Genomic DNA, 21237 nt, shown 5'->3' with positions numbered 1-21237 from the left:
TCAGCGCAATTCGCCGACCATCTGCCCGATCGCATCCAGCACCGACGAAGCCAGTGCCTTCGAGCGCTTGCCGGACCAGCCGGTGATCGGGTCCGGGGCGTCGTCGTGGTCCTTGAACGGCATCTCCAGGGTCAGCGACAGGCAATCATGGGCCTTGCCCACCGCATTGCAGGCCAGGGTCAGGTTGGCTTCTCCCGGGGCACTGCGCGGGTAGCCATGCACGTCCTGGAAGTCGCGGGTCAGGCTGCACAGGATCTTGCGGAAACGTTCTTCCAGGTTGGCGATGCGCGGCGTATAGCCGGGGTTGCCCTCGCAGGCCGCCGTGAACACATGGGGGATTTCCTCGTCGCCGTGGGCATCGAGGAACAGGTCGACGCCGTGCAGCTTCATCTGCTGCTGGGCGAACAGCACTTCCGGGGTCTGGTCGGCACTGGCGCTCTGCCAGGCACGATTGAGGTCGTGGCCGCGGGCATTGGTGCGCAGATGGCCGCGGAAGGCGCCGTCGGGGTTCATGTTGGGGATCAGGTAGAGGTCGGCGGCGGCCAGCAGGCGCTGGAGGGTGGCGTCGTTCTGCTCGACGCGATCGATCACGCCTTCCATGAACCATTCGGCCATATGCTCGCCCGGGTGCTGCTGGGCGATGATCCAGACCTTGCGTTTGCCAGCCGCGCCGTCACCCACCCGCAGCAGCGGAATGTCGCGACCCTCGACGCTGCGCCCCGTGGCTAGCAGGCTGACGCCTGGCAACTGGCGGGCGCGCTCGATCAACTGGTTGTGGCGGGCCCGGGAGTAGGGCTCGAAATAGGCGAACCAGGCGTGCGGCTCGCGGGCGTCGAGGCTGAAGTGCAGGGCTTTGCCGTCGAAGCGGGAAGGGACGCGGAACCAGTTCTGCTGGTCGTACGAAGCGACGGCGTGATAGCCATCCCAGGCCTTGTTATAGGAAGACTCGCCGGCGTTTTCGAGGATGAAGCCGTGGGTCTGTCCCGGGGCCAGGCCGCTGGCCTTGAAATGGAACCACTGGAAATGCGCGCTGCAGGTGTCGTTACGGATCGCCAGGCGGACCTGTGCGGGATTGCTGGCATCCCGGACCAGGATATTGCCGGAGTCGAAATCGCAGTCGATGCTCAGTGCGGTCATTGCCAGGTTCCTGTGTAGAGTTGTTGTAACCGGCCACTCTACACAACCTGGCGGCTTACCAGAAACCCAATGCCAGCAAGGCGGCCAGGCCCAGGCCCATGGCCACGGTGCAGCCACCCAGGGAGAAGGCGGCGCGACCTTGCCGGTACCAGTGGTTTTCACCCAGCAGGCGGGCCGGGGCGAGCAGGCTGCGCCAGCGCAGCTCGGTGGCATGGAAAGCGGCCAGGTGTTCTGGCGCGGCATCGAGCCAGCGGCGGAAGTCGATGCGTTCGCTGGCGGTGATCTGCGGGCTCTGCAGGCGCACGTACCATTGGCCGGCGACGCGGGCGATCGCATCAGGTGCGGACAGGCTGCACTGCAGGACCTGGTTCATGTGATGCTCGACATTGCTGTCGCGCAGGTCGAGGCGCTTGGCGATGACTTCATAGGACAGTTGGTCGAGGCGGTTCAGCAAGAACACCTGCTGGACCCGGCGTGGCAGCTTTTTCAAGCGTTGCAGCAGGTCGGCCTCGGCGGCGTCGGTGCAATCGGCGTGGTGATCCAGAGGCAGCAGCAGGCGGGTCATGTTTCAAGCTCCTTGCTGAGGGGAACGGAGGAGGCGGGATAGGGGGCATCTTCCTTGATGCGGTTGAGAGCTTAATCGTAACGAGATTGATTCTCAAGTGCTGATTTCAGCAAATTTCAGCAAAGCTTTGTTACGTGGGTTACAGCGGCGATAGTCCTTTGATATCATCGCCACATTAAGTAACACACCGCCTTCATTAGCCTGAAGAGCCCAAAAAAAAGACCCGGCAAAAAGCCGGGTCAAAAACCGTGATTAGCCTGATGAGGAGATAATCTGAGAGTCCGACCTAAGGGCTCCAGGTTATCCAACCAGTCTCGCGACCAGTTGCTTGCAATAATAATCGTTCTCATTTTCAAGTCAAATGAATTTTCGGCAATTTCACGAAAATTTTTTCATCTCCTGCCCGCAGCCCAGCTGTTTCGGGCTTCTCCGACTGTTTTATTCCTTCCTCGACACTATTCCTGACCCGATTCCCCTTCGCGTTTGGCCGCAAGCCGCTGGCTGTGGTCGAGCATCGCCCGGCCCAGGTTGAGCAGGTGCATGACCATCAGCATCTGGTCCTGCCCCTTGTCGCGCATGCGCTGGGCTGCTTCCCAGGCGCTGGATGACGCGCAGCGCAGCAACCACTCGGCCTGGGCCGCGGCGGTTTCCGCAGTGAGGTCGTGGCGCGCCACCACCAGTTGCATGTCTTCCCCCGCCGGCGAGTGCTCCGGGGCAGGGTTGAAGTAGTAGTCCATGGCACGACGGGCAGCGTCGCTGTCCAGCTGGCTAAACGAAGAATTGCTCATGAATCGGTCTTCCTTGAAGGTCGTGGAAAAGTGCCAGGGAAATATAATACCCGTCGTATTTCTTTCAGGGTTTTAAATACTACAATTTATGTATTGAGCGTCATCGGGTAGTCCGTATCGTGCCTGCGATGGAAAACTGGATCGCACTAACCAAGAAACGGATGAGTGAGCTCAAGCTCACCCAGGAAAAGCTGGCCGAGCGCGTGGGCGTTACCCAGGGGTGTGTCGGCCTGTGGCTGCGTGGCGAGCGTGAGCTGTCGCTGAAGCGCATGAACGAGGTGCTGGTGGCCCTGGAGCTGCCGATGGAAATGCGCCCCACGCTGAACACCGCGGAAGAGCCGGCCAACTATGGCCTGCCGACCACCTTCCGTTACCCGCTGTCGGATTGGGAGCGGCTGGCCGAGGTTGACGAAGATACCCCGGGTGCCGAAGAGATCACCGACTACAAGGCCGTCGGCACGGCGTTCTGGCTGCGGGTCGAGGGGGATGCTATGACCGCTCCGACCGGCCTGAGCATTTCCGCGGGGATGCTGGTGCTGGTGGATACCGGGGTCGAGGCGCAGGTAGGGCGGCTGGTGGTAGCCCGGGTGCCGGGCAATGGCCAGGGCCTGTTGCGTCAGCTGGTGGTGGAGGGCGGCCAGCGCTTCCTCAAGCCGCTCAATCCGACTTACCCGATCACCCTGTGCGGTGATGACTGCGAATTGCTGGGTGTGGCCATTCAAGCTGGGATTCGGTTCTGAAGCTTACGCAATGAGAAACGGCGCCCGAGGGCGCCGTTTCTCATTGCTGGCAAGCCAGCTGCCAAACGGGGCGGTGCATGCCGTACCTTCAGCCAGCAACTTCCTCCAGCGCCACCAGCACGCTGCCCTCGCTGACCATCTCGCCTTCCTGGCAATACAGCGCCGCCACGGTCCCGGCATGGGGCGCGCGGATGCTGTGCTCCATCTTCATCGCCTCCAGCACCACCAGTTGGGTACCGGCCTCCACCACTTGGCCGGGCTCCACCAGCACCCGCACGATGCTGCCGTTCATGGGCGCGGTCAGTCCGCCCTGATGGCCATGCCCAGCCTCCGCTTCGGCGATCGGGTCGTAGGCGGTAACGGCCTGCAGCTCGCCATCCCAGCGCAGGTACAGGGTGTCGCCGCGACGGATCGCCAGGTGCTGGCGGCGCAGGCCGCTGTCATCTACCTGCAGTTGCTCGCCGTCGAGGATGAACATCGAGGGCGCGGTGTGCTCCAGGCTCAAGGCCTGCTGCTCGCCATTGCAGCTCAGGTGCAGGCTGACATGCGCCGGTACCCCGGCACGCAAGCCCAGGCGCGACGACCATGGCGAATGCACGTCATCCTGGCGCACCGTGGCCGGCAGGCCCTGCACCCAGGCTTGCGCCGCCGCCTGCCAGAAGCCGGCGGGCAGGGCGGCAGGGGCGGGCAGCAGGTCGTCGTGGTAGCGCGGGATGAAGCCGGTATCCAGCTCCGCGGCGGCGAAGGCCGGGTGAGCGAGGATGCGCCGCAGGAAGCTGATGTTGGTCTTCACCCCGCCGATGGCGAACTCGTCGAGCATCGCCAGCAGGCGCAGACGCGCCTGTTCGCGGTCCTCGCCCCAGGCGATCAGCTTGCCCAGCATCGGGTCGTAGAACGGCGACACCTGGTCCCCCTCGGCGACCCCGCTGTCCACCCGCCGTCCCGCACCCGGCGCGCTTTCGCGGTACAGCGCCAGGTTGCCGGTGGCCGGCAGGAAGTCGTTGGCCGGATCTTCCGCGTACAGGCGCACTTCGATGGCGTGGCCGTTCAGCGGCACCTGCTCCTGGGTGATGGGCAGCGCCTCGCCACGGGCGACGCGGATCTGCCAGGCCACCAGGTCGAGGCCGGTGATGGCTTCGGTGACCGGATGCTCCACCTGCAGGCGGGTGTTCATCTCCATGAAGAAGAATTCGCCACGGGCATCGAGGAGGAATTCCACTGTACCGGCGCCGACATAGCCGATGGCCTGCGCCGCGCGCACCGCCGCCTCGCCCATGGCGGTGCGCAGCTCGACACCGAGCCCCGGTGCCGGAGCCTCTTCCACCACCTTCTGGTGGCGACGCTGGATCGAACAGTCGCGCTCGTTGAGATACAGGCAGTTGCCGTGCTGGTCGGCGAACACCTGGATCTCCACGTGGCGCGGCTTGAGCACGTATTTTTCCACCAGCATGCGCGCATCGCCGAACGACGATTGCGCTTCACGCTGGGCCGAGGCCAGGGCTTCGGCCAGCTGGCTTTCCTGCTCGACCACCTTCATGCCCTTGCCGCCGCCACCTGCGGTGGCCTTGAGCAGCACCGGGTAACCGATCTTCTCGGCGGCGGCGCGGAAGGTTTCCAGGTCCTGGGCCTCGCCGTGATAGCCGGGCACCAGCGGTACCCCGGCGGTTTCCATCAGCGCCTTGGCCGCCGACTTGCTGCCCATGGCCTCGATGGCGCTGGCCGGCGGGCCGAGGAAGATCAGCCCGGCCTGTTCGATGGCACGGGCGAAGCCGGCGTTCTCGGACAGGAAGCCGTAGCCCGGGTGGATGGCCTGGGCGCCGCTGGCCTTGGCCGCGGCGATCAGCTTGTCGATGACCAGGTAGCTCTCCGCCGGCTTGGCGCCGCCGAGGTCGACGCGGATATCGGCTTCGCGGCTGTGCCGCGCTTCACGGTCCACCGCGCTGTGCACGGCGACGGTGGTCAGTCCGAGGGACTTGGCGGTGCGCATCACCCGGCAGGCGATCTCGCCACGGTTGGCGACCAGCAGGGTGGTCAGCTCGGGACGGCTCATGGGCGGGGCTCCTTGGCGGATGGTTCGGCCTGCCAGGCCGGTTGGCGTTTTTCCAGGAAAGCGCGCAGGCCCTCCTGGCCTTCCGGGCTGACGCGGATGCGGGCGATGGCGTTCTCGCAGTAGCGGCGCAGGGCCGGGGTCAGCTCGCCGGGGCCGACCTCGCGCAGCAGTTCCTTGCTGGCACGCATGGCCTGTGGGCTGTTCTGCAGCAGGTTGGCGATCCAGTCTTCGAGACGCTCTTCCAGTTCCGCCGCCGGGTAGCTCTCGGCGAGCAGCCCCAGTTCACGGGCGCGGCTGCCGCTGAAGCGCTCGGCGGTCAGGGCATAGCGCCGAGCGGCACGCTCGCCCATGGCCTGGACTACGAACGGGCTGATCACCGCGGGGGCCAGGCCGATGCGCACTTCCGACAGGCACAGCTGGGCATCGTCGGCACCGATGGCCATGTCGCAGCAGGCGATCAGGCCGAGGGCGCCACCGAAGGCCGCGCCCTGGACCACGGCCAGGGTCGGCACTTTCAGGCGCGCCAGGTTGTACATCAGTTCCGCCAGTTCACGGGCGTCGTCGAGGTTGCTCTGGAAGTCCAGGGCCGCGCTCTGCTGCATCCAGGCCAGGTCGGCGCCGGCGCTGAAGTGCCGGCCACGACCGCGCAGGATGACGAAGCGCAGGCCCGGATCGTTGGCCAGGCGGTCGATGGCGACGACCAGCTCGCGGATCATCAGGGCGTTGAAGGCGTTGTTCTTGTCCGCGCGGCTCAGCCAGAGGGTGGCGAAACCGCGGGGATCCTTGATCAGTTCGAGGGTGCTGAAGTCGGTCATTCGCTCACATCCGGAAAATGCCGAAGCGGGTCGCTTCGATCGGCGCGTTGAGGGCGGCGGACAGGGCCAGGCCGAGGATGTCGCGGGTCTGCGCCGGGTCGATGACGCCGTCGTCCCACAGGCGGGCGCTGGAATAGTAGGGGTGGCCCTGATGTTCGTACTGGTCGAGGATCGGCTGTTTCAGTTTTGCCTCGTCCTCGGCGCTGAACACCTGGCCGCTGCGCTCGCTCTGTTCGCGCTTGACCTGGGCCAGTACGCCGGCGGCCTGTTCGGCGCCCATCACGCCGATCCGCGCGTTCGGCCACATCCACAGGAAGCGCGGATCGTAGGCGCGGCCGCACATGCCGTAGTTGCCGGCGCCGAAGCTGCCGCCGATGATCACGGTGAACTTCGGCACCTTGGCGCAGGCCACGGCGGTGACCAGCTTGGCGCCGTGCTTGGCGATGCCGCCGGCCTCGTATTTCTGGCCGACCATGAAACCGGTGATGTTCTGCAGGAACAGCAGCGGGATGCCGCGCTGGCAGGCCAGTTCGATGAAGTGCGCGCCTTTCTGCGCCGCCTCGGCGAAGAGGATGCCGTTGTTGGCCAGGATCGCGATCGGGTAGCCGTGCAGGTGGGCGAAACCGCACACCAGGGTGGTGCCGAACAGCGCCTTGAACTCGTCGAACACCGAGCCGTCCACCAGGCGGGCGATGATCTCGCGCACGTCGAAGGGCTGCTTGGCATCGGCCGGAACCACGCCGTACAGCTCGTCGGCGCCGTACAGCGGGGCGATCGGCGTGCGCACCTGCAACTCGCCCTGCTTGTGCCAGTTGAGGTTGGCCACGCAGCGGCGGGCGATGGCCAGGGCGTGTTCGTCATTGTCAGCGTAATGGTCGGCGACACCGCTGGTCTTGCAGTGCACGTCGGCGCCACCGAGGTCCTCGGCACTGACCACCTCGCCGGTGGCCGCCTTCACCAGCGGCGGGCCGGCAAGGAAGATGGTGGCCTGCTGGCGGACCATAATGGTTTCGTCGGACATCGCCGGCACATAGGCACCGCCGGCGGTGCACGAGCCCATCACCACGGCGATCTGCGGAATGCCCTGGGCGCTCATGTTGGCCTGGTTGAAGAAGATCCGTCCGAAATGCTCGCGGTCCGGGAACACTTCGTCCTGGCGTGGCAGGTTGGCGCCGCCGGAGTCCACCAGGTACAGGCAGGGCAGGCGGTTCTGCTGGGCGATGGCCTGGGCGCGCAGGTGCTTCTTGACCGTCAGCGGGTAGTAGGAGCCGCCTTTGACCGTGGCGTCGTTGGCCACGATCATGCACTCGACGCCTTCCACCCGGCCGATGCCGGCGATCACGCCAGCGGCAGGTACGTCTTCGCCGTACACCTCATGGGCGGCCAGCTGGCCGATTTCCAGGAAGGGCGAGCCCGGGTCGAGCAGGCGGTCGATGCGCTCGCGCGGCAACAGCTTGCCTCGCGAAGTGTGGCGTTCCTGGGCCTTCGGCCCGCCACCCTGGTGCACCTGGGCGAGCAGGCTGCGCAGGGCGTTGACCTGCTCCAGCATGGCCGCGCTGTTCTGCGCGAAGTCCGGGGCGCGGGTGTTCAACTGGGATTTCAGGATCATCTCGGGCCCCTTAGCGCGTTTCGTTGAACAGCTCGCGACCGATCAGCATGCGGCGGATCTCGCTGGTGCCGGCGCCGATCTCGTAGAGCTTGGCATCGCGCAGCAGGCGGCCGGCCGGGAATTCGTTGATGTAGCCGTTGCCACCGAGGATCTGGATCGCTTCCAGGGCCATCTGGGTGGCGCGTTCGGCGGTGTAGAGGATCACCCCGGCGGCGTCCTTGCGCGTGGTCTCGGCGCGGTCGCAGGCCTGGGCCACGGCATACAGGTAGGCGCGGCTGGCGTTGAGCTGGGTGTACATGTCGGCGATCTTGCCCTGGATCAGCTGGAACTCGCCGATGCTCTGGCCGAACTGCTTGCGATCGTGGATATACGGCACCACCAGGTCCATGCACGACTGCATGATGCCGGTCGGGCCGCCGGCGAGGACCACGCGCTCGTAGTCGAGGCCGCTCATCAGTACCTTCACGCCGCCATTGAGCTTGCCGAGGATGTTCTCCTGCGGCACCTCGACATTGTCGAAGAACAGCTCGCAGGTGTTGGAGCCGCGCATGCCTAGCTTGTCGAACTTGTTGCTGCGGCTGAAGCCTTTCCAGTCACGCTCGACGATGAACGCGGTGATGCCGTGGGGGCCCTTTTCCAGGTCGGTCTTGGCGTAGATCACGTAGGTGTTGGCGTCGGGGCCGTTGGTGATCCAGGTCTTGCTGCCGTTGAGGACGAAATGGTCGCCGCGCTGTTCGGCGCGCAGCTTCATCGAGACCACGTCGGAACCGGCATTCGGCTCGCTCATCGCCAGGGCGCCGATATGCTCGCCGCTGATCAGCTTGGGCAGGTACTTGAGTTTCTGCTCGTGGCTGCCGTTGCGGTTGATCTGGTTGACGCAGAGGTTGGAGTGGGCGCCGTAGGAGAGGGCCACCGATGCCGAACCGCGGCTGATTTCCTCCATGGCCACGACATGCGCCAGGTAGCCCAGGCCGGCACCGCCGTATTCCTCGCTGACGGTCACGCCGAGCAGGCCCATGTCGCCGAACTTGCGCCACATGTCGGCGGGGAACAGGTTGTCGTGGTCGATCTGTGCAGCGCGGGGTGCCAGCTCGGCGGCGACGAAGGTCTGTACCTGGTCGCGGAGCATGTCGATGGTTTCGCCCAGGGCGAAGTTCAGGGAGGGATACAGCATGCGGGCACCTTCTATTGTCAGTTCTTGGAGGGGTGGGGTCTTGGATATCACCTTTACGTTAACGTAAACCTGAGTCCTTGTACTGTCAATGATCCGCATGACCTTTACGTTAACGTTAATTTAGGCCAGAGTAGTTCGCGCCCCGATCAGCTCCCAGAACAATCACAATTTAGGGATCGCCATGAATCAACCGAGCTACACCCAGGGCCGCCAGGACAAGCCCTTGCTGGCCATGACCATCGGCCAGGCATTCGACCGGACGGTAGCGCGCTTCGCCGAGCGCGAAGCGCTGGTGGTCCGCCATCAGCAGCTGCGCTACACCTGGGCCGAACTGGCCGCCGCCGTCGACCTGCATGCCCGCGCCTTCATGGCCCTCGGCCTGAAGACCGGCGACCGCCTCGGCATCTGGGCGCCCAACTGCGCGCAGTGGTGCATCGCCCAGTTCGCCAGCGCCAAGGCGGGGATCATCCTGGTCAACATCAATCCGGCCTATCGCACCAGCGAGCTGGAATATGCCCTGAAGCAGTCCGGCTGCCAGTGGCTGGTCTGCGCCGGGGCGTTCAAGAGTTCGGACTACCACGGCATGCTCGCCGAGCTGCTGCCGGAGATCGCCCATCATGCGCCGGGGCAGTTCAACTGCGAGCGCCTGCCGGACCTGCGCGGGGTCATCAGCCTGGCTGCCGAGCCGCCCAGCGGGTTCCTCGCCTGGAACAGCCTGGCGGAGCAGGCGCAGCGGGTCAGCGTGGCGGACCTCGACGCCCGCCAGCAGAGCCTGCAGTTCGACCAGGCGGTGAACATCCAGTACACCTCCGGCACCACCGGCTTCCCCAAGGGTGCGACCCTCAGTCACTACAACATCCTCAACAACGGCTACATGGTCGGCGAAAGCCTCGGCCTGACCGAGCACGACCGCCTGGTGATCCCGGTGCCGCTGTACCACTGCTTCGGCATGGTCATGGGCAACCTGGGCTGCATGACCCACGGCAGCACCATGATCTACCCCAACGACGCCTTCGACCCGGCGCTGACCCTGCAGGCCGTGGCCGACGAGCGCGCCACCGCGCTGTATGGCGTGCCGACCATGTTCATCGCCGTGCTCGACCAGCCCCAGCGTGCCGATTACGACCTGTCCAGCCTGCGCACCGGGATCATGGCCGGTGCCACCTGCCCGATCGAGGTGATGCGCCGGGTCATCAGCGAACTGCACATGAGCGAGGTGCAGATCGCCTACGGCATGACCGAGACCAGCCCGGTATCGATGCAGACCAGTGCCGACGACGAGCTGGAACTGCGCGTGACCAGCGTCGGCCGCACCCAGCCGCAGCTGGAAAGCAAGATCATCGACGAACAGGGCAACGTGGTCGCGCGCGGGCAGATCGGCGAGCTGTGCACCCGTGGCTACAGCGTGATGCTCGGCTACTGGGGCAACCCGACCGCCACTGCCGAGGCCATCGACCCGGCGGGCTGGATGCACACCGGCGACCTGGCGAGCATGGACGAGCACGGCTACGTGTGCATTGCCGGGCGCAACAAGGACATGATCATTCGCGGTGGCGAGAACATCTATCCGCGCGAGCTGGAAGAGTTCTTCTTCACCCACCCGGCGGTGGCCGACGTCCAGGTGATCGGCATTCCCTGCGATCGCTATGGCGAAGAGATCGTGGCCTGGGTCAAGTTCCACCCGGGACACAGCGCCACGGCGGAGGAATTGCAGGCCTGGTGCAAGAACCGCATCGCCCACTTCAAGACGCCGCGTCATTTCCGATTCGTCGAGGAGTTCCCGATGACGGTGACCGGGAAGATCCAGAAGTTCAGGATGCGCGAGATCAGTATCGAGGAACTGAAACGCGGCTGATCACTGCAATGAAGCGCGGACTCTGTGGGAGCGGGTTGACCGGAACGCCGGACCGCCGCGATTGCTATAGTGAATTCACCATGGCAATCGCGGGTGAACCCGCTCCCACATTGTCCGCATTGCGATGAGATGTGTAGATCCCCACCGATCACCGCAAACTCTGCCAACCCGTCTACTCTCTACCTTTCACCGGCGGTTCCTCGCTCGGCGGGTCCCCCACCGTGGGCGGCACCGTCGGCTTGACCGGCACGCCTTCGGGTTCGTCCTGGGGCACCGGTGGTGGCAGGTTCGGGTCGTCGATATTCGGATCGGGCGTTTCCGCCGGGATAGGGATGCTCATCGGGCGTTTCCTCGCGTTCAACAAGACACACCTGGGTTGGACCACCCGCACCCCGAGATCGCTCATTTTTTATTGAACCCCCGCGCCGGCCATTGCTCTCAATCCTTACCGCCACGTCGTAACGGAGCGATGATCGATGACCCGCAACGAGCCTTTCGAAACCGAGCGCATGGCCGCTGGCGACAATCCCGCCGACGAGCCCCTGAGCCTGTCCCGGGCGTTGTTGCTGCCGCGGGTGGTGATCGAGGACACCACACCGGTGATCGACGCCGGGCTGTATGCGGTGAAGACCGAAGTGGGCAAGACCGTCACTGTCGGCAGCAAGGTATACGCCGATGGCCATGATGTACTGGCCGTCACCCTCAGCTGGCGCAAGGCCGGCAGCCGGCTATGGCACAGCCAGCCGATGCGCCTGCTCGGCAACGATCGCTGGGAGGCCGCTTTCACCGTCGGCGAAATGGGCCGTCACCTGTTCCTGATCGAAGCCTGGATCGACGCCTACGCCACCTATTGCCACGACCTGGAAAAGAAATTCACCGCCGGGGTGGACATCGCCCTCGAACTGGAAGAAGGGCGCCTGCACCTGGAGCACGGCGCCGAGCGCAGCGGCAATTCCCTGCGCGATCATCTGGCGACGCTGGTCAAGCGCCTGCGCAAGGGCCTGCCGGCGGCGGCGCAGGTCGAGTTGCTGCTGGCCCAGGACACCCGCGCGCTGATGGCCCAGGCCGACCCCCGCGGCTACCTCAGCCGCAGCCCGGAATTTCCCCTGGACGTGGAGCGCGAGCGCGCCGCCTTCGCCAGCTGGTACGAGCTGTTTCCCCGCTCGATCACCGATGATCCCCGCCGCCACGGCACCTTCAACGATGTCCATGCCCGGTTGCCGATGATCCGCGACATGGGCTTCGACGTCCTCTATTTCCCGCCGATCCATCCCATCGGCAACAAGTTCCGCAAGGGCCGCAACAATGCGCTCCAGGCCGGGCCGGACGATCCGGGCAGCCCGTACGCCATCGGCAGCCCGGACGGCGGCCACGACGCCATCCATCCGCAACTGGGCAGTCGCGAGGACTTCCGCCGCCTGGTGGCCGCCGCCGCCGAGCATGGCCTGGAAATCGCCCTCGACTTCGCCATCCAGTGCTCCCAGGACCACCCCTGGCTGCAGGAGCATCCAGGCTGGTTCTCCTGGCGTCCGGACGGCAGCATCCGCTACGCGGAAAACCCGCCGAAGAAGTACCAGGACATCGTCAACGTCGACTTCTATGCTGCCGATGCGGTACCGGCATTGTGGCTGACCCTGCGCGACGTGGTGCAGGGCTGGGTCGACGAGGGCGTCACCCAGTTTCGCGTCGACAACCCGCACACCAAGCCACTGCCGTTCTGGCAATGGCTGATCGCCGATATCCGCAGCCGCCATCCGCAGGTGGTGTTCCTCGCCGAGGCCTTCACCAAGCCGGCGATGATGGCCCGGCTGGGCAAGGTCGGCTACAGCCAGAGCTATACCTACTTCACCTGGCGCAACACCAAGGCGGAAATCCAGGAATACTTCGAGACCCTCAACCAGCCGCCCTGGTCGCTGTGCTACCGGCCCAACTTCTTCGTCAACACGCCGGACATCAATCCGTACTTCCTGCACCACTCCGGCCGCGCCGGTTTTCTCATCCGTGCCGCGCTGGCCACCATGGGCTCGGGCCTGTGGGGCATGTACTCGGGCTTCGAACTGTGCGAGTCGGCGCCGATCCCGGGCAAGGAGGAATACCTGGATTCGGAGAAGTACGAGATCCGCCCGCGGGACTTCAACCAGCCCGGCAACATCATCGCCGAGATCGCCCAGCTCAACCGCATCCGCCGCCAGCAGCCGGCGTTGCAGAGCCACCTGGGCGTGCAGTTCTTCAACGCCTGGAACGACAGCATCGTCTACTTCGGCAAGCGCAACCCGGACGGCGCAAGCTATGTGCTGGTGGCGGTCAGCCTCGACCCGCACAACGCCCAGGAGGCGCATTTCGAACTGCCGCTGTGGGAACTGGGCCTGGACGACAACGCCGTCACCCGTGGCCAGGACCTGATGAACGGCCACCGCTGGGAGTGGCATGGCAAGACCCAGTGGATGCGCATCGAACCCTGGCACCTGCCGTTCGGTATCTGGCGCCTGGACAAGGCGGAATAAGGACATCGAGCATGGCGAAGAAACCCCGTCCCGCAGCGTTCATCGATGATCCGCTCTGGTACAAGGACGCGATCATCTACCAGATCCACGTGAAGTCCTTCTTCGATTCGAACAACGATGGCATCGGCGACTTCCCGGGCCTGCTGGCCAAGCTCGACTACATCGCCGACCTCGGGGTCAACACCCTGTGGCTGCTGCCGTTCTACCCCTCGCCACGGCGCGACGACGGCTACGACATCGCCGCCTACAAGGCGGTCCACAGCGACTACGGAAGCATGGCCGACGTGCGCCGCTTCATCGCCGAGGCGCACAAGCGCAACCTGCGGGTGATCACCGAGCTGGTCATCAACCACACCTCCGACCAGCACCCCTGGTTCCAGAAGGCCCGGCGCGCCAAGCGCGGCTCGGCGGCGCGGGACTTCTACGTGTGGTCCGACAGCGATGACAAGTACGACGGCACGCGGATCATCTTCCTCGATACCGAGAAGTCCAACTGGACCTGGGACCCGGTGGCCGGGCAGTACTTCTGGCACCGTTTCTACTCGCACCAGCCGGACCTCAACTTCGACAACCCACGGGTGATGAAGGCGGTGATCGGGGTCATGCGCTTCTGGCTCGACATGGGCGTCGACGGCCTGCGCCTGGACGCCATCCCGTACCTGATCGAGCGCGATGGCACCAACAACGAGAACCTTCCGGAAACCCACGCCGTCCTCAAGCAGATCCGCGCCGAGATCGACGCCAACTACCCCGACCGCATGCTCCTGGCCGAGGCCAACCAATGGCCGGAGGACACCCAGCTGTACTTCGGTGAGGGCGATGGCGACGAATGCCACATGGCCTTCCACTTTCCGCTGATGCCGCGGATGTACATGGCCCTGGCCCAGGAAGACCGCTTCCCGATCACCGACATCCTGCGCCAGACCCCGGAGATCCCGGCCAACTGCCAATGGGCGATCTTCCTGCGTAACCACGACGAGCTGACCCTGGAGATGGTCACTGACCGCGAGCGCGACTACCTGTGGAACTACTATGCCGCCGACCGTCGCGCGCGGATCAACCTCGGCATCCGCCGGCGCCTGGCGCCGCTGCTGCAGCGTGACCGCCGGCGCGTCGAACTGCTCACCAGCCTGCTGCTGTCCATGCCCGGCACGCCGACCCTGTACTACGGCGACGAGATCGGCATGGGCGACAACATCTACCTCGGCGACCGCGACGGCGTGCGCACGCCGATGCAATGGTCGATCGACCGCAACGGCGGCTTCTCCCGCGCCGACCCGGCGCGCCTGGTGCTGCCGCCGATCATGGATGCGCAGTACGGCTACCAGACGGTCAATGTCGAGGCCCAGGCCGAAGACCCGCACTCCCTGCTCAACTGGAACCGCCGCCTGCTGGCGGTGCGCAAGCAGCAGAAGTGCTTCGGCCGCGGCACCCTGAAGATGCTCGCGCCGAACAACCGGCGCATCCTCGCCTACCTGCGCGAATACACCGGAGCCGATGGCGTCAGCGAAACCGTACTGTGCGTAGCCAACGTCTCCCGCGCGGCCCAGGCCGTGGAGCTGGACCTGGCGCCCTTCATCGACCGCGTGCCGGTGGAAATGCTCGGCGGCTGCGCCTTTCCGCCCATCGGCCATCTTCCTTTCCTGCTGACCCTGGCGCCCTACGGCTTCTACTGGTTCCTCCTCGCGCCGAAGGACCAGATGCCGAGCTGGCACGTCGAGGCTTCGCAGACCCTGCCGGAGTTCACTACCTTGGTCGTCAAGAAACGCATGGAAGAGCTGCTGGAGGCCCCGGCCCGGCAGACCCTGGAACAAGACATCCTGCCGCAGTACCTGCCGAACCGGCGCTGGTTCGCCGGCAAGGACGCGGCCATCGAGCAGGTGCACCTGGCCTACGGCGTGCGCTTCGGCACCCCCACCAGCCCGGTACTGCTCGGCGAGATCGAGGTGGACAGCGGCGGCCAGCGCCGCCGCTACTTCCTGCCGTTCGGCCTGGTGGGCGAAGAGCAGATCCACAGCGCCTTGCCCCAGCAACTGGCGCTGGCGCGGGTGCGGCGCGGGCGTCAGGTCGGCTTTATCACCGACGGCTTCAGCCTCGACACCTTCATCCGTGAACTGCTGCAGGCGTTCCAGCAGCATGTGCGCCTGCCAGGCAGCGATGGCGAACTGCAGTTCGAGTCGACGCCGCAACTGGCCGCGCTGCAACTGAACGAACACTCCGAGGTGCGCTACCTCTCCGCCGAGCAATCCAACAGTTCGGTGGTGGTCGGTGGCAGCCTGGTACTCAAGCTGATCCGCCGGGTCAATGGCGGTATCCACCCGGAACTGGAAATGGGCGCCTACCTGACCGCCGCCGGCTTCGCCAATATCTCGCCGCTGCTGGGCTGGCTGAGCCGCGTCGACGGCGGTGGCGAGCCGCACCTGCTGGCCATTGCCCAGGGCTACCTGAACAACCAGGGTGATGCCTGGGACTGGACGCAGAACAACCTCGAACGGGCCATCCGCGACGAACTGGAAGCGCCGCAACGCGGTGAAGCGCACGCCGCCGATGCCCTCGACGACCTCACTGCTTTCGCCGCCTTGCTCGGCCAGCGCCTCGGCGAAATGCACCAGGCCCTGGCCCTGCCCACCGATGACGAGGCGTTCAAGACCCGCATCAGCGACAGCAGCGACAGCCAGCGCTGGGGCGAGCAGATCGCCGCGCAGCTGCGCACCGCACTGGACCTGCTGGTGCAACACCGGGACGAACTGGACGACGAAAGCAAGGCACTGGTCGACGACCTGGAGCAGCAGCGCGACGGCCTGCTGCGCGAGGTCGGCCAGCTGGCGCAGCAGGCCGAGGGCGGCCTGGTGATGCGCGTGCATGGCGACCTGCACCTGGGCCAGGTACTGGTGGTGCAAGGCGACGCCTACCTGATCGACTTCGAGGGCGAGCCCGCGCGACCGCTGGAAGAACGCCGCGCCCGGCACAGCCCGTACAAGGATGTCAGCGGCGTGCTGCGTTCCTTCGACTACGCTGCTGCGATGGCCTTGCGCGGCGCTGCCGGCGCCGGCGCGCTGCCGGACAACCAGCAGGCCCGCCAGCGGGTTGCCAAGCGCTACCTGCATGCTTCGCGGCACGCCTTCGTCCAGGCCTATGGCCTGGCCACCGCCAGCCTGCCGCATGCCTGGCTCAAGGAAGGCGGCGAGCAGGCCGCACTGGAATTGTTCAGCCTGGAAAAGGCTGCCTATGAAATCGCCTATGAAGCGGAAAACCGCCCGAGCTGGTTGGCCGTGCCCTTGCATGGCCTGCACGGGCTTGTCAGTACCTGGGGAGAGCAGTAGATGAGCGTGCACAAGAAGGAACAAGGCGGACTGGCCCGCGGCGAAATCGATGACCTGGTCAATGCCAGGCATGCCGATCCGTTCGCAGTGCTCGGTGCGCACGGTGATGGTGCAGGAGGCACCTGGTTGCGCGCCTATCTGCCGGAGGCCCTGAGCGTGCAAGCGCTGGGTCGGGACAATGACGAAGTGCTCGCCGAGCTGCAGCAGGGCAGCGTGCCGGGGGTGTTCACCGCGCAGGTGACAGGTCCCGTGGGCGCCTATCGCTGGCGGATCAACTGGGCCGGCGGCGAGCAGGTCACCGAAGACCCCTACAGTTACGGTCCGCAACTGGGCGACATGGACCTCTATCTGTTCAGCGAAGGCAACCACCGCGACCTGGCCAACCGCTTCGGCGCACAACCGGTGACAGTGGACGGCGTCGCTGGCGTGCGCTTCTCGGTGTGGGCACCGAATGCACGGCGGGTCTCGGTGGTGGGCGATTTCAACAACTGGGATGGCCGTCGCCACCCGATGCGCCTGCGTCATGCCAGCGGCGTCTGGGAGCTGTTCATCCCGCGCCTGGGCGCTGGCGAGACCTACAAGTACGAGGTGCTCGGGCAGGACGGCGTGCTGCCGCTCAAGGCCGACCCGCTGGCCCGCGCCACCGAGTTGCCGCCGAGTACCGCGTCGAAGGTCGCCGGGCCCCTGGCCCATGAATGGAACGACCAGGACTGGCTGCGCGAGCGTGGCGAGCGCCAGGGCCTGGCGGCGCCGTTGTCGATCTACGAGCTGCATGCCGGCTCCTGGCAATGCGAGCTGGACGAGGCGGGGGAGGTCAGTCGCTTCTACAACTGGCGTGAACTGGCCGGGCGCCTGATTCCCTACGTGCAGGAGCTGGGTTTCACCCATATCGAGCTGATGCCGATCATGGAGCACCCGTTCGGCGGCTCTTGGGGCTACCAGCCGCTGTCGTTGTTCGCACCGACCTCGCGCTATGGCACGGCGGAAGACTTCGCCGCTTTCATCGATGCCTGCCACCAGGCGCGCATCGGCGTGATCCTCGACTGGGTACCGGCGCATTTCCCCACCGACAGCCACGGCCTCAGCCGCTTCGACGGCACCGCGCTGTACGAGTACGACAACCCCCTGGAAGGCTTCCACCAGGACTGGGACACGCTGATCTACAACCTCGGTCGCACCGAGGTGCACGGCTTCATGCTCGCCTCGGCGCTGCACTGGCTGCGCGAGTTCCATGTCGACGGGCTGCGGGTCGACGCGGTGGCCTCGATGCTCTATCGCGACTACTCGCGCAAGGCCGGCGAATGGGTGCCCAACCGCCACGGCGGGCGCGAGAACCTGGAAGCCATCGACTTCCTGCGCCACCTCAACGAGGTGGTCGCCCTGGAGGTGCCGGGGGCGCTGGTGATCGCCGAGGAGTCCACCGCCTGGCCGGGGGTCAGCCAGCCGGTGCAGCAGGGCGGGCTGGGCTTTGCGTACAAGTGGAACATGGGCTGGATGCACGACACCCTGCACTACATCCAGAACGACCCGATCCACCGCCAGCACCATCACAACGAGATGAGCTTCGGCCTGATCTACGCCTATTCCGAGCATTTCATCCTGCCCATCTCCCACGACGAAGTGGTGCACGGCAAGCGCTCGCTGATCGACAAGATGCCTGGCGACCGCTGGCAGAAGTTCGCCAACCTGCGCGCCTACCTGGCGTTCATGTGGTGCCATCCGGGCAAGAAGCTGCTGTTCATGGGCTGCGAGTTCGGCCAGTGGCGCGAGTGGAACCACGACAGCGAACTGGACTGGTACCTGCTGCAGTACGGCGAGCACCTTGGGGTACAGCGGCTGGTCGGCGACCTCAACCGCCTGTATCGGGAAGAGCGCGCCCTGCATGAACAGGACTGCCAGCCCCAGGGCTTCCAGTGGCTGATCGGCGATGACGCGCACAACAGCGTGTATGCCTGGCTGCGCTGGAGCGCCAGTGGCGAGCCGTTGCTGGTGGTGGCCAACTTCACCCCGGTGCCGCGGGAGGGCTATCGCATCGGCGTGCCGTTCGGCGAACGCTGGGACGAGGTGTTCAACAGTGATTCGCAGCGCTATGCCGGGTCGAACTTCGGCAATGAAGGGGTGGTGGAGGGCAGTGCAGTACCGAGCCATGGGCAACCGTTGTCGCTGGCTTTGAACCTGCCGCCACTGGGGGTGCTGATTCTGCGGCCGGCCAGGTAGTTTGCTGGGGGCAGGGCCTGGTCGCTGGTTTGCCAGCGATCAGGCCTGCTCAGCCTTCAAACACTGGTGTCCCTTATCGAATCGGCCCAGGCTCTTGATTGATTGTTTGCCATGGCGAGATCGTAGGATCTACGGCGCTCAATATGCAGGCTGTTATAGCTAGGCAGCTCGCTCATTGGCGGTGTTACGTAGTTGAGCTGATGCTGTGTGGCAATGTCGTCGTAGGTGGGGAGAGGGTGTTCGACCACTGGTGCAGGCCGCTCCGGGAGTCTGACGGAAAGACGCATGGCTTCATCCCGGAGCGCCATGGAGCTTCTTCTTTCGCTCCTTCGATGACCGATGATGCGATGCATGTCTTTCACCAGCGGGGTCACTACGAACGCGAGGGCTGTAGCGAGCAGTACTGCCGATGTCCAGCGAAGTCCTTCCTTGGCACCTTCGTTCGGCACCATCTCCGAGACCGTGACAGTGACCAAGCCGGTCGCGAAACTGGCAGCGGCCATACGAAACGGATGCGATTTTACCCAGGCCCAAAGGGCCAGGTGCCCGGTAGGGTCTCCATGATTCACCGGATCACCCAGGCAATACGCATAGGCATTCAAGCCGCCCTTGCCGAACGGGCTCAGGCTGTCTGGATTGTGGAAGCGCATCAAGGCTGGATTGTAGGCGCGATAACTACCGAGAAGCTGGACGCCTTGAGGTTCCACGTATTCGCCGTTGAAGCCCGGTCCCGCCGGAGACCGGCGGCGATATGCAGTGTGCATGGGCGGAATCACTCCTGTTCTGCGGCGTACCGGAGGAGGCCATCCTTCATCGGAAAGGCTCGTTGCATGCTAGCAAGGGGCCTGTGATTCGGCAGCTGGCAAAAATGCTAGGTCGAGGCTTCGGAGCACGGGCATCCCGGGAGCCGGCGAGTCCACGATCAAAGCACGATCCAGCCACCGACCAACCCCACCAGCGCCACGATCGCCCCCAGCAGCACCACTGCGAACACCACTCGCTCCCGCCCGTTGAACGCCGCCACGCCCTGTTCGTGCCGTGCCTTGAGATACAGCAGCGTCCCCGGCGCATAGATCACCGCTGACAGCAGCAGGTACTTCAAGCCGCCGGCGAACACCATCAGCAGCGCGTAGGCCGTCGCCAGCAGCGCAACCAGCAGGTCCTTGTTGCGCCCGACACCGTTCTCGTAGGTCTCGCCGCTGCGTGCCAGCTTGACCGCGTAGGCCGCCACCAGCAGATAGGGCACCAGCGTCAGCGAGCTGGTCAGTTCCAGCGCCAGGGTGAAGGCGGCCTCGGTAAAGAACGTCAGGATCAGGAACAGCTGCACGAACAGCGTGGTCAGCCACAGCGCCGCACTGGGTACGCCATGGCCGTTCTGCCGGGTCAGCAGCGCCGGCATCGCCTTGTCGTGTGCCGCCGCATACAGCACCTCGCAGGCCAGCAGGGTCCAGGACAGGAAGGCGCCCAGCACCGAGACGATCAACCCGATGCTGATGAAGATCGCCCCCCAGCGCCCGACGATCATCTCCAGCACCCCGGCCATGGAGGGCTGGCGCAGCGCCGCCAGTTCCGGGCGCAGCAGCACGCCGTAGCTGAGCAGGGTGATCAGGATCAGCAGGCACAGCACGCCGACGAAGCCCAGCACCGTGGCGATGCCGACATCCCGTGGATTACGCGCATAGCGCGAATAGACGCTGGCCCCCTCGATGCCGAGGAACACGAACACCGTCACCAGCATGGTGCTGCGCACCTGCTCGAACAGCGACTCCCCGGGCACCACGGCAAGCTCCGCCGCGGCATGGCCGATGCGGCCATAGTCATCCAGATGGGCCAGGTCTGGCTCCGGCGCGAGCGCCGTGAGGTTGCCCCAGAAATTCACGGCGAACAGCTCGCGGTCGAAGGCCGCCGCCACCACGATGATGAACGCCAGGATCGGGATCATCTTCGCCACCGTGGCGATGCTGTTGATCACCGCTGCCTCCTGCACCCCGCGCAGGACCAGGAAGTGGAAGCCCCAGAGCAGCAAGGAGGACACGACGATGGCGACCACCGTGTTGCCGTCGCCGAACACCGGGAAGAACGCTCCCAGGGTCGATTTGATCAGGATGAAGTAGGAGACGTTGCCGATGCAGGTCCCGGCCCAGAAGCCGAAGGCCGAGGCGAAGCCCAGGTAGTTGCCGAAGCCGGCGCTGGTGTAGGCGTAGATCCCAGAGTCGAGGTCCGGCTTGCGTCGCGCCAGGGTCTGGAAGACGAAGGCCAGCATGAGCATCCCGGAGCCCGCGATCAGCCAGGCGATGATTGCGCCGAAGCCGCCGCTGGCGCGGCCGAAGGTGGCCGGCAGGGAGAAGATTCCGGCGCCGATCATCGAGCCGACCACCAGCGCGGTCAGGGCGCCGACACTGAGTTTTGCATCCGTTGGCGTGCTCACGGCGACCGTCCTTGGCGAGGGGGAGAGTCGAT

15 protein-coding genes are annotated in these 21237 nt (G+C 65.4%); 5 read left to right on the top strand and 10 right to left on the bottom strand.

The genetic code is table 11. The features are described from left to right. The 3 genes from V0R59_RS18465 to V0R59_RS18455 all read right to left on the bottom strand — a co-directional run bounded on the left by V0R59_RS18465 (nt 1) and on the right by V0R59_RS18455 (nt 2490). The gene (locus V0R59_RS18465; RefSeq protein WP_330075903.1) at nt 1-1137 is read right to left on the bottom strand and encodes a M14 family metallopeptidase; all 1137 of its coding nucleotides are present in this window, start codon (nt 1135-1137) and stop codon (nt 1-3) included. A 55-nt stretch (nt 1138-1192) separates the two neighbouring features. Then, entirely contained in the window at nt 1193-1702 is a 510-nt protein-coding gene (locus V0R59_RS18460; RefSeq protein ID WP_330075902.1) for a DUF4880 domain-containing protein, read from the bottom strand. Nucleotides 1703-2157: 455 nt separating this feature from the next. Further along, a complete protein-coding gene (locus V0R59_RS18455; protein ID WP_330075901.1) occupies nt 2158-2490 on the bottom strand; it encodes a DUF3077 domain-containing protein in 333 nt (110 codons plus the stop codon). A 161-nt stretch (nt 2491-2651) separates the two neighbouring features. Between V0R59_RS18455 and V0R59_RS18450 the strand changes: the two genes are divergently transcribed. Continuing rightward, nucleotides 2652-3230 (top strand): LexA family protein, encoded by a 579-nt coding sequence (locus tag V0R59_RS18450; protein WP_330075900.1) that lies wholly within the window; start codon nt 2652-2654, stop codon nt 3228-3230. 88 nt (nt 3231-3318) lie between these two features. On the opposite strand, the gene V0R59_RS18445 is transcribed toward V0R59_RS18450, so the two are convergent. From V0R59_RS18445 to V0R59_RS18430, 4 genes are read right to left on the bottom strand one after another with little or no spacing between them, the layout of a single operon-like run. Beyond that, nucleotides 3319-5280: an acetyl/propionyl/methylcrotonyl-CoA carboxylase subunit alpha gene (locus tag V0R59_RS18445; RefSeq protein ID WP_330075899.1), complete on the bottom strand. Its 1962-nt coding sequence runs from the start codon at nt 5278-5280 to the stop codon at nt 3319-3321. Further along, nucleotides 5277-6095 carry a gamma-carboxygeranoyl-CoA hydratase gene (locus V0R59_RS18440; RefSeq protein ID WP_330075898.1) on the bottom strand — a complete coding sequence of 273 codons (819 nt, stop codon included), beginning with the start codon at nt 6093-6095 and terminating at the stop codon, nt 5277-5279. The genes V0R59_RS18445 and V0R59_RS18440 overlap by 4 nt, the downstream gene beginning before the upstream one ends. 4 nt (nt 6096-6099) lie before the next feature. After that, nucleotides 6100-7704 carry a carboxyl transferase domain-containing protein gene (locus V0R59_RS18435; RefSeq protein ID WP_330075897.1) on the bottom strand — a complete coding sequence of 535 codons (1605 nt, stop codon included), beginning with the start codon at nt 7702-7704 and terminating at the stop codon, nt 6100-6102. A gap of 10 nt (nt 7705-7714) precedes the next feature. Next, the gene (locus tag V0R59_RS18430) at nt 7715-8878 is read right to left on the bottom strand and encodes an isovaleryl-CoA dehydrogenase (RefSeq protein ID WP_330075896.1); all 1164 of its coding nucleotides are present in this window, start codon (nt 8876-8878) and stop codon (nt 7715-7717) included. Between the two features lie 181 nt (nt 8879-9059). Here V0R59_RS18430 and V0R59_RS18425 point away from each other — a divergent pair, with 181 nt between their 5' ends. Beyond that, nucleotides 9060-10733, top strand: coding sequence for an AMP-binding protein (locus V0R59_RS18425; RefSeq protein ID WP_330075895.1), 1674 nt, complete (start codon nt 9060-9062; stop codon nt 10731-10733). Nucleotides 10734-10905: 172 nt separating this feature from the next. Here V0R59_RS18425 and V0R59_RS18420 read toward each other — a convergent pair whose 3' ends face one another. Next, on the bottom strand, nt 10906-11073 hold the full coding sequence (locus V0R59_RS18420) for a hypothetical protein (RefSeq protein ID WP_330075894.1): 168 nt from the start codon (nt 11071-11073) through the stop codon (nt 10906-10908). 136 nt (nt 11074-11209) lie between these two features. Here V0R59_RS18420 and V0R59_RS18415 point away from each other — a divergent pair, with 136 nt between their 5' ends. Genes V0R59_RS18415 through glgB form a run of 3 tightly spaced genes read left to right on the top strand, consistent with a single transcriptional unit; the run spans nt 11210 to nt 18777 of the window. Continuing rightward, a complete protein-coding gene (locus V0R59_RS18415; protein ID WP_330075893.1) occupies nt 11210-13237 on the top strand; it encodes an alpha-1,4-glucan--maltose-1-phosphate maltosyltransferase in 2028 nt (675 codons plus the stop codon). Nucleotides 13238-13248: 11 nt separating this feature from the next. Next, nucleotides 13249-16560: a maltose alpha-D-glucosyltransferase gene (gene treS, locus V0R59_RS18410; RefSeq protein ID WP_330075892.1), complete on the top strand. Its 3312-nt coding sequence runs from the start codon at nt 13249-13251 to the stop codon at nt 16558-16560. Next, nucleotides 16561-18777 (top strand): 1,4-alpha-glucan branching protein GlgB, encoded by a 2217-nt coding sequence (gene glgB / locus V0R59_RS18405; protein WP_330075891.1) that lies wholly within the window; start codon nt 16561-16563, stop codon nt 18775-18777. It abuts the gene before it with no gap. Between the two features lie 56 nt (nt 18778-18833). Here glgB and V0R59_RS31990 read toward each other — a convergent pair whose 3' ends face one another. Then, on the bottom strand, nt 18834-19541 hold the full coding sequence (locus tag V0R59_RS31990; RefSeq protein WP_375547389.1) for an RHS repeat-associated core domain-containing protein: 708 nt from the start codon (nt 19539-19541) through the stop codon (nt 18834-18836). 158 nt (nt 19542-19699) lie between these two features. Then, on the bottom strand, nt 19700-21205 hold the full coding sequence (locus V0R59_RS18395) for an amino acid permease (protein ID WP_330075890.1): 1506 nt from the start codon (nt 21203-21205) through the stop codon (nt 19700-19702). Nucleotides 21206-21237 lie beyond the last annotated feature (32 nt).

This window comes from Pseudomonas ulcerans (assembly GCF_036324125.1).
GTDB lineage: Bacteria > Pseudomonadota > Gammaproteobacteria > Pseudomonadales > Pseudomonadaceae > Aquipseudomonas > Aquipseudomonas ulcerans.
Note: the sequence above shows the minus strand (reverse complement) of the source record. Positions and strands in the feature narration are given on the sequence as shown.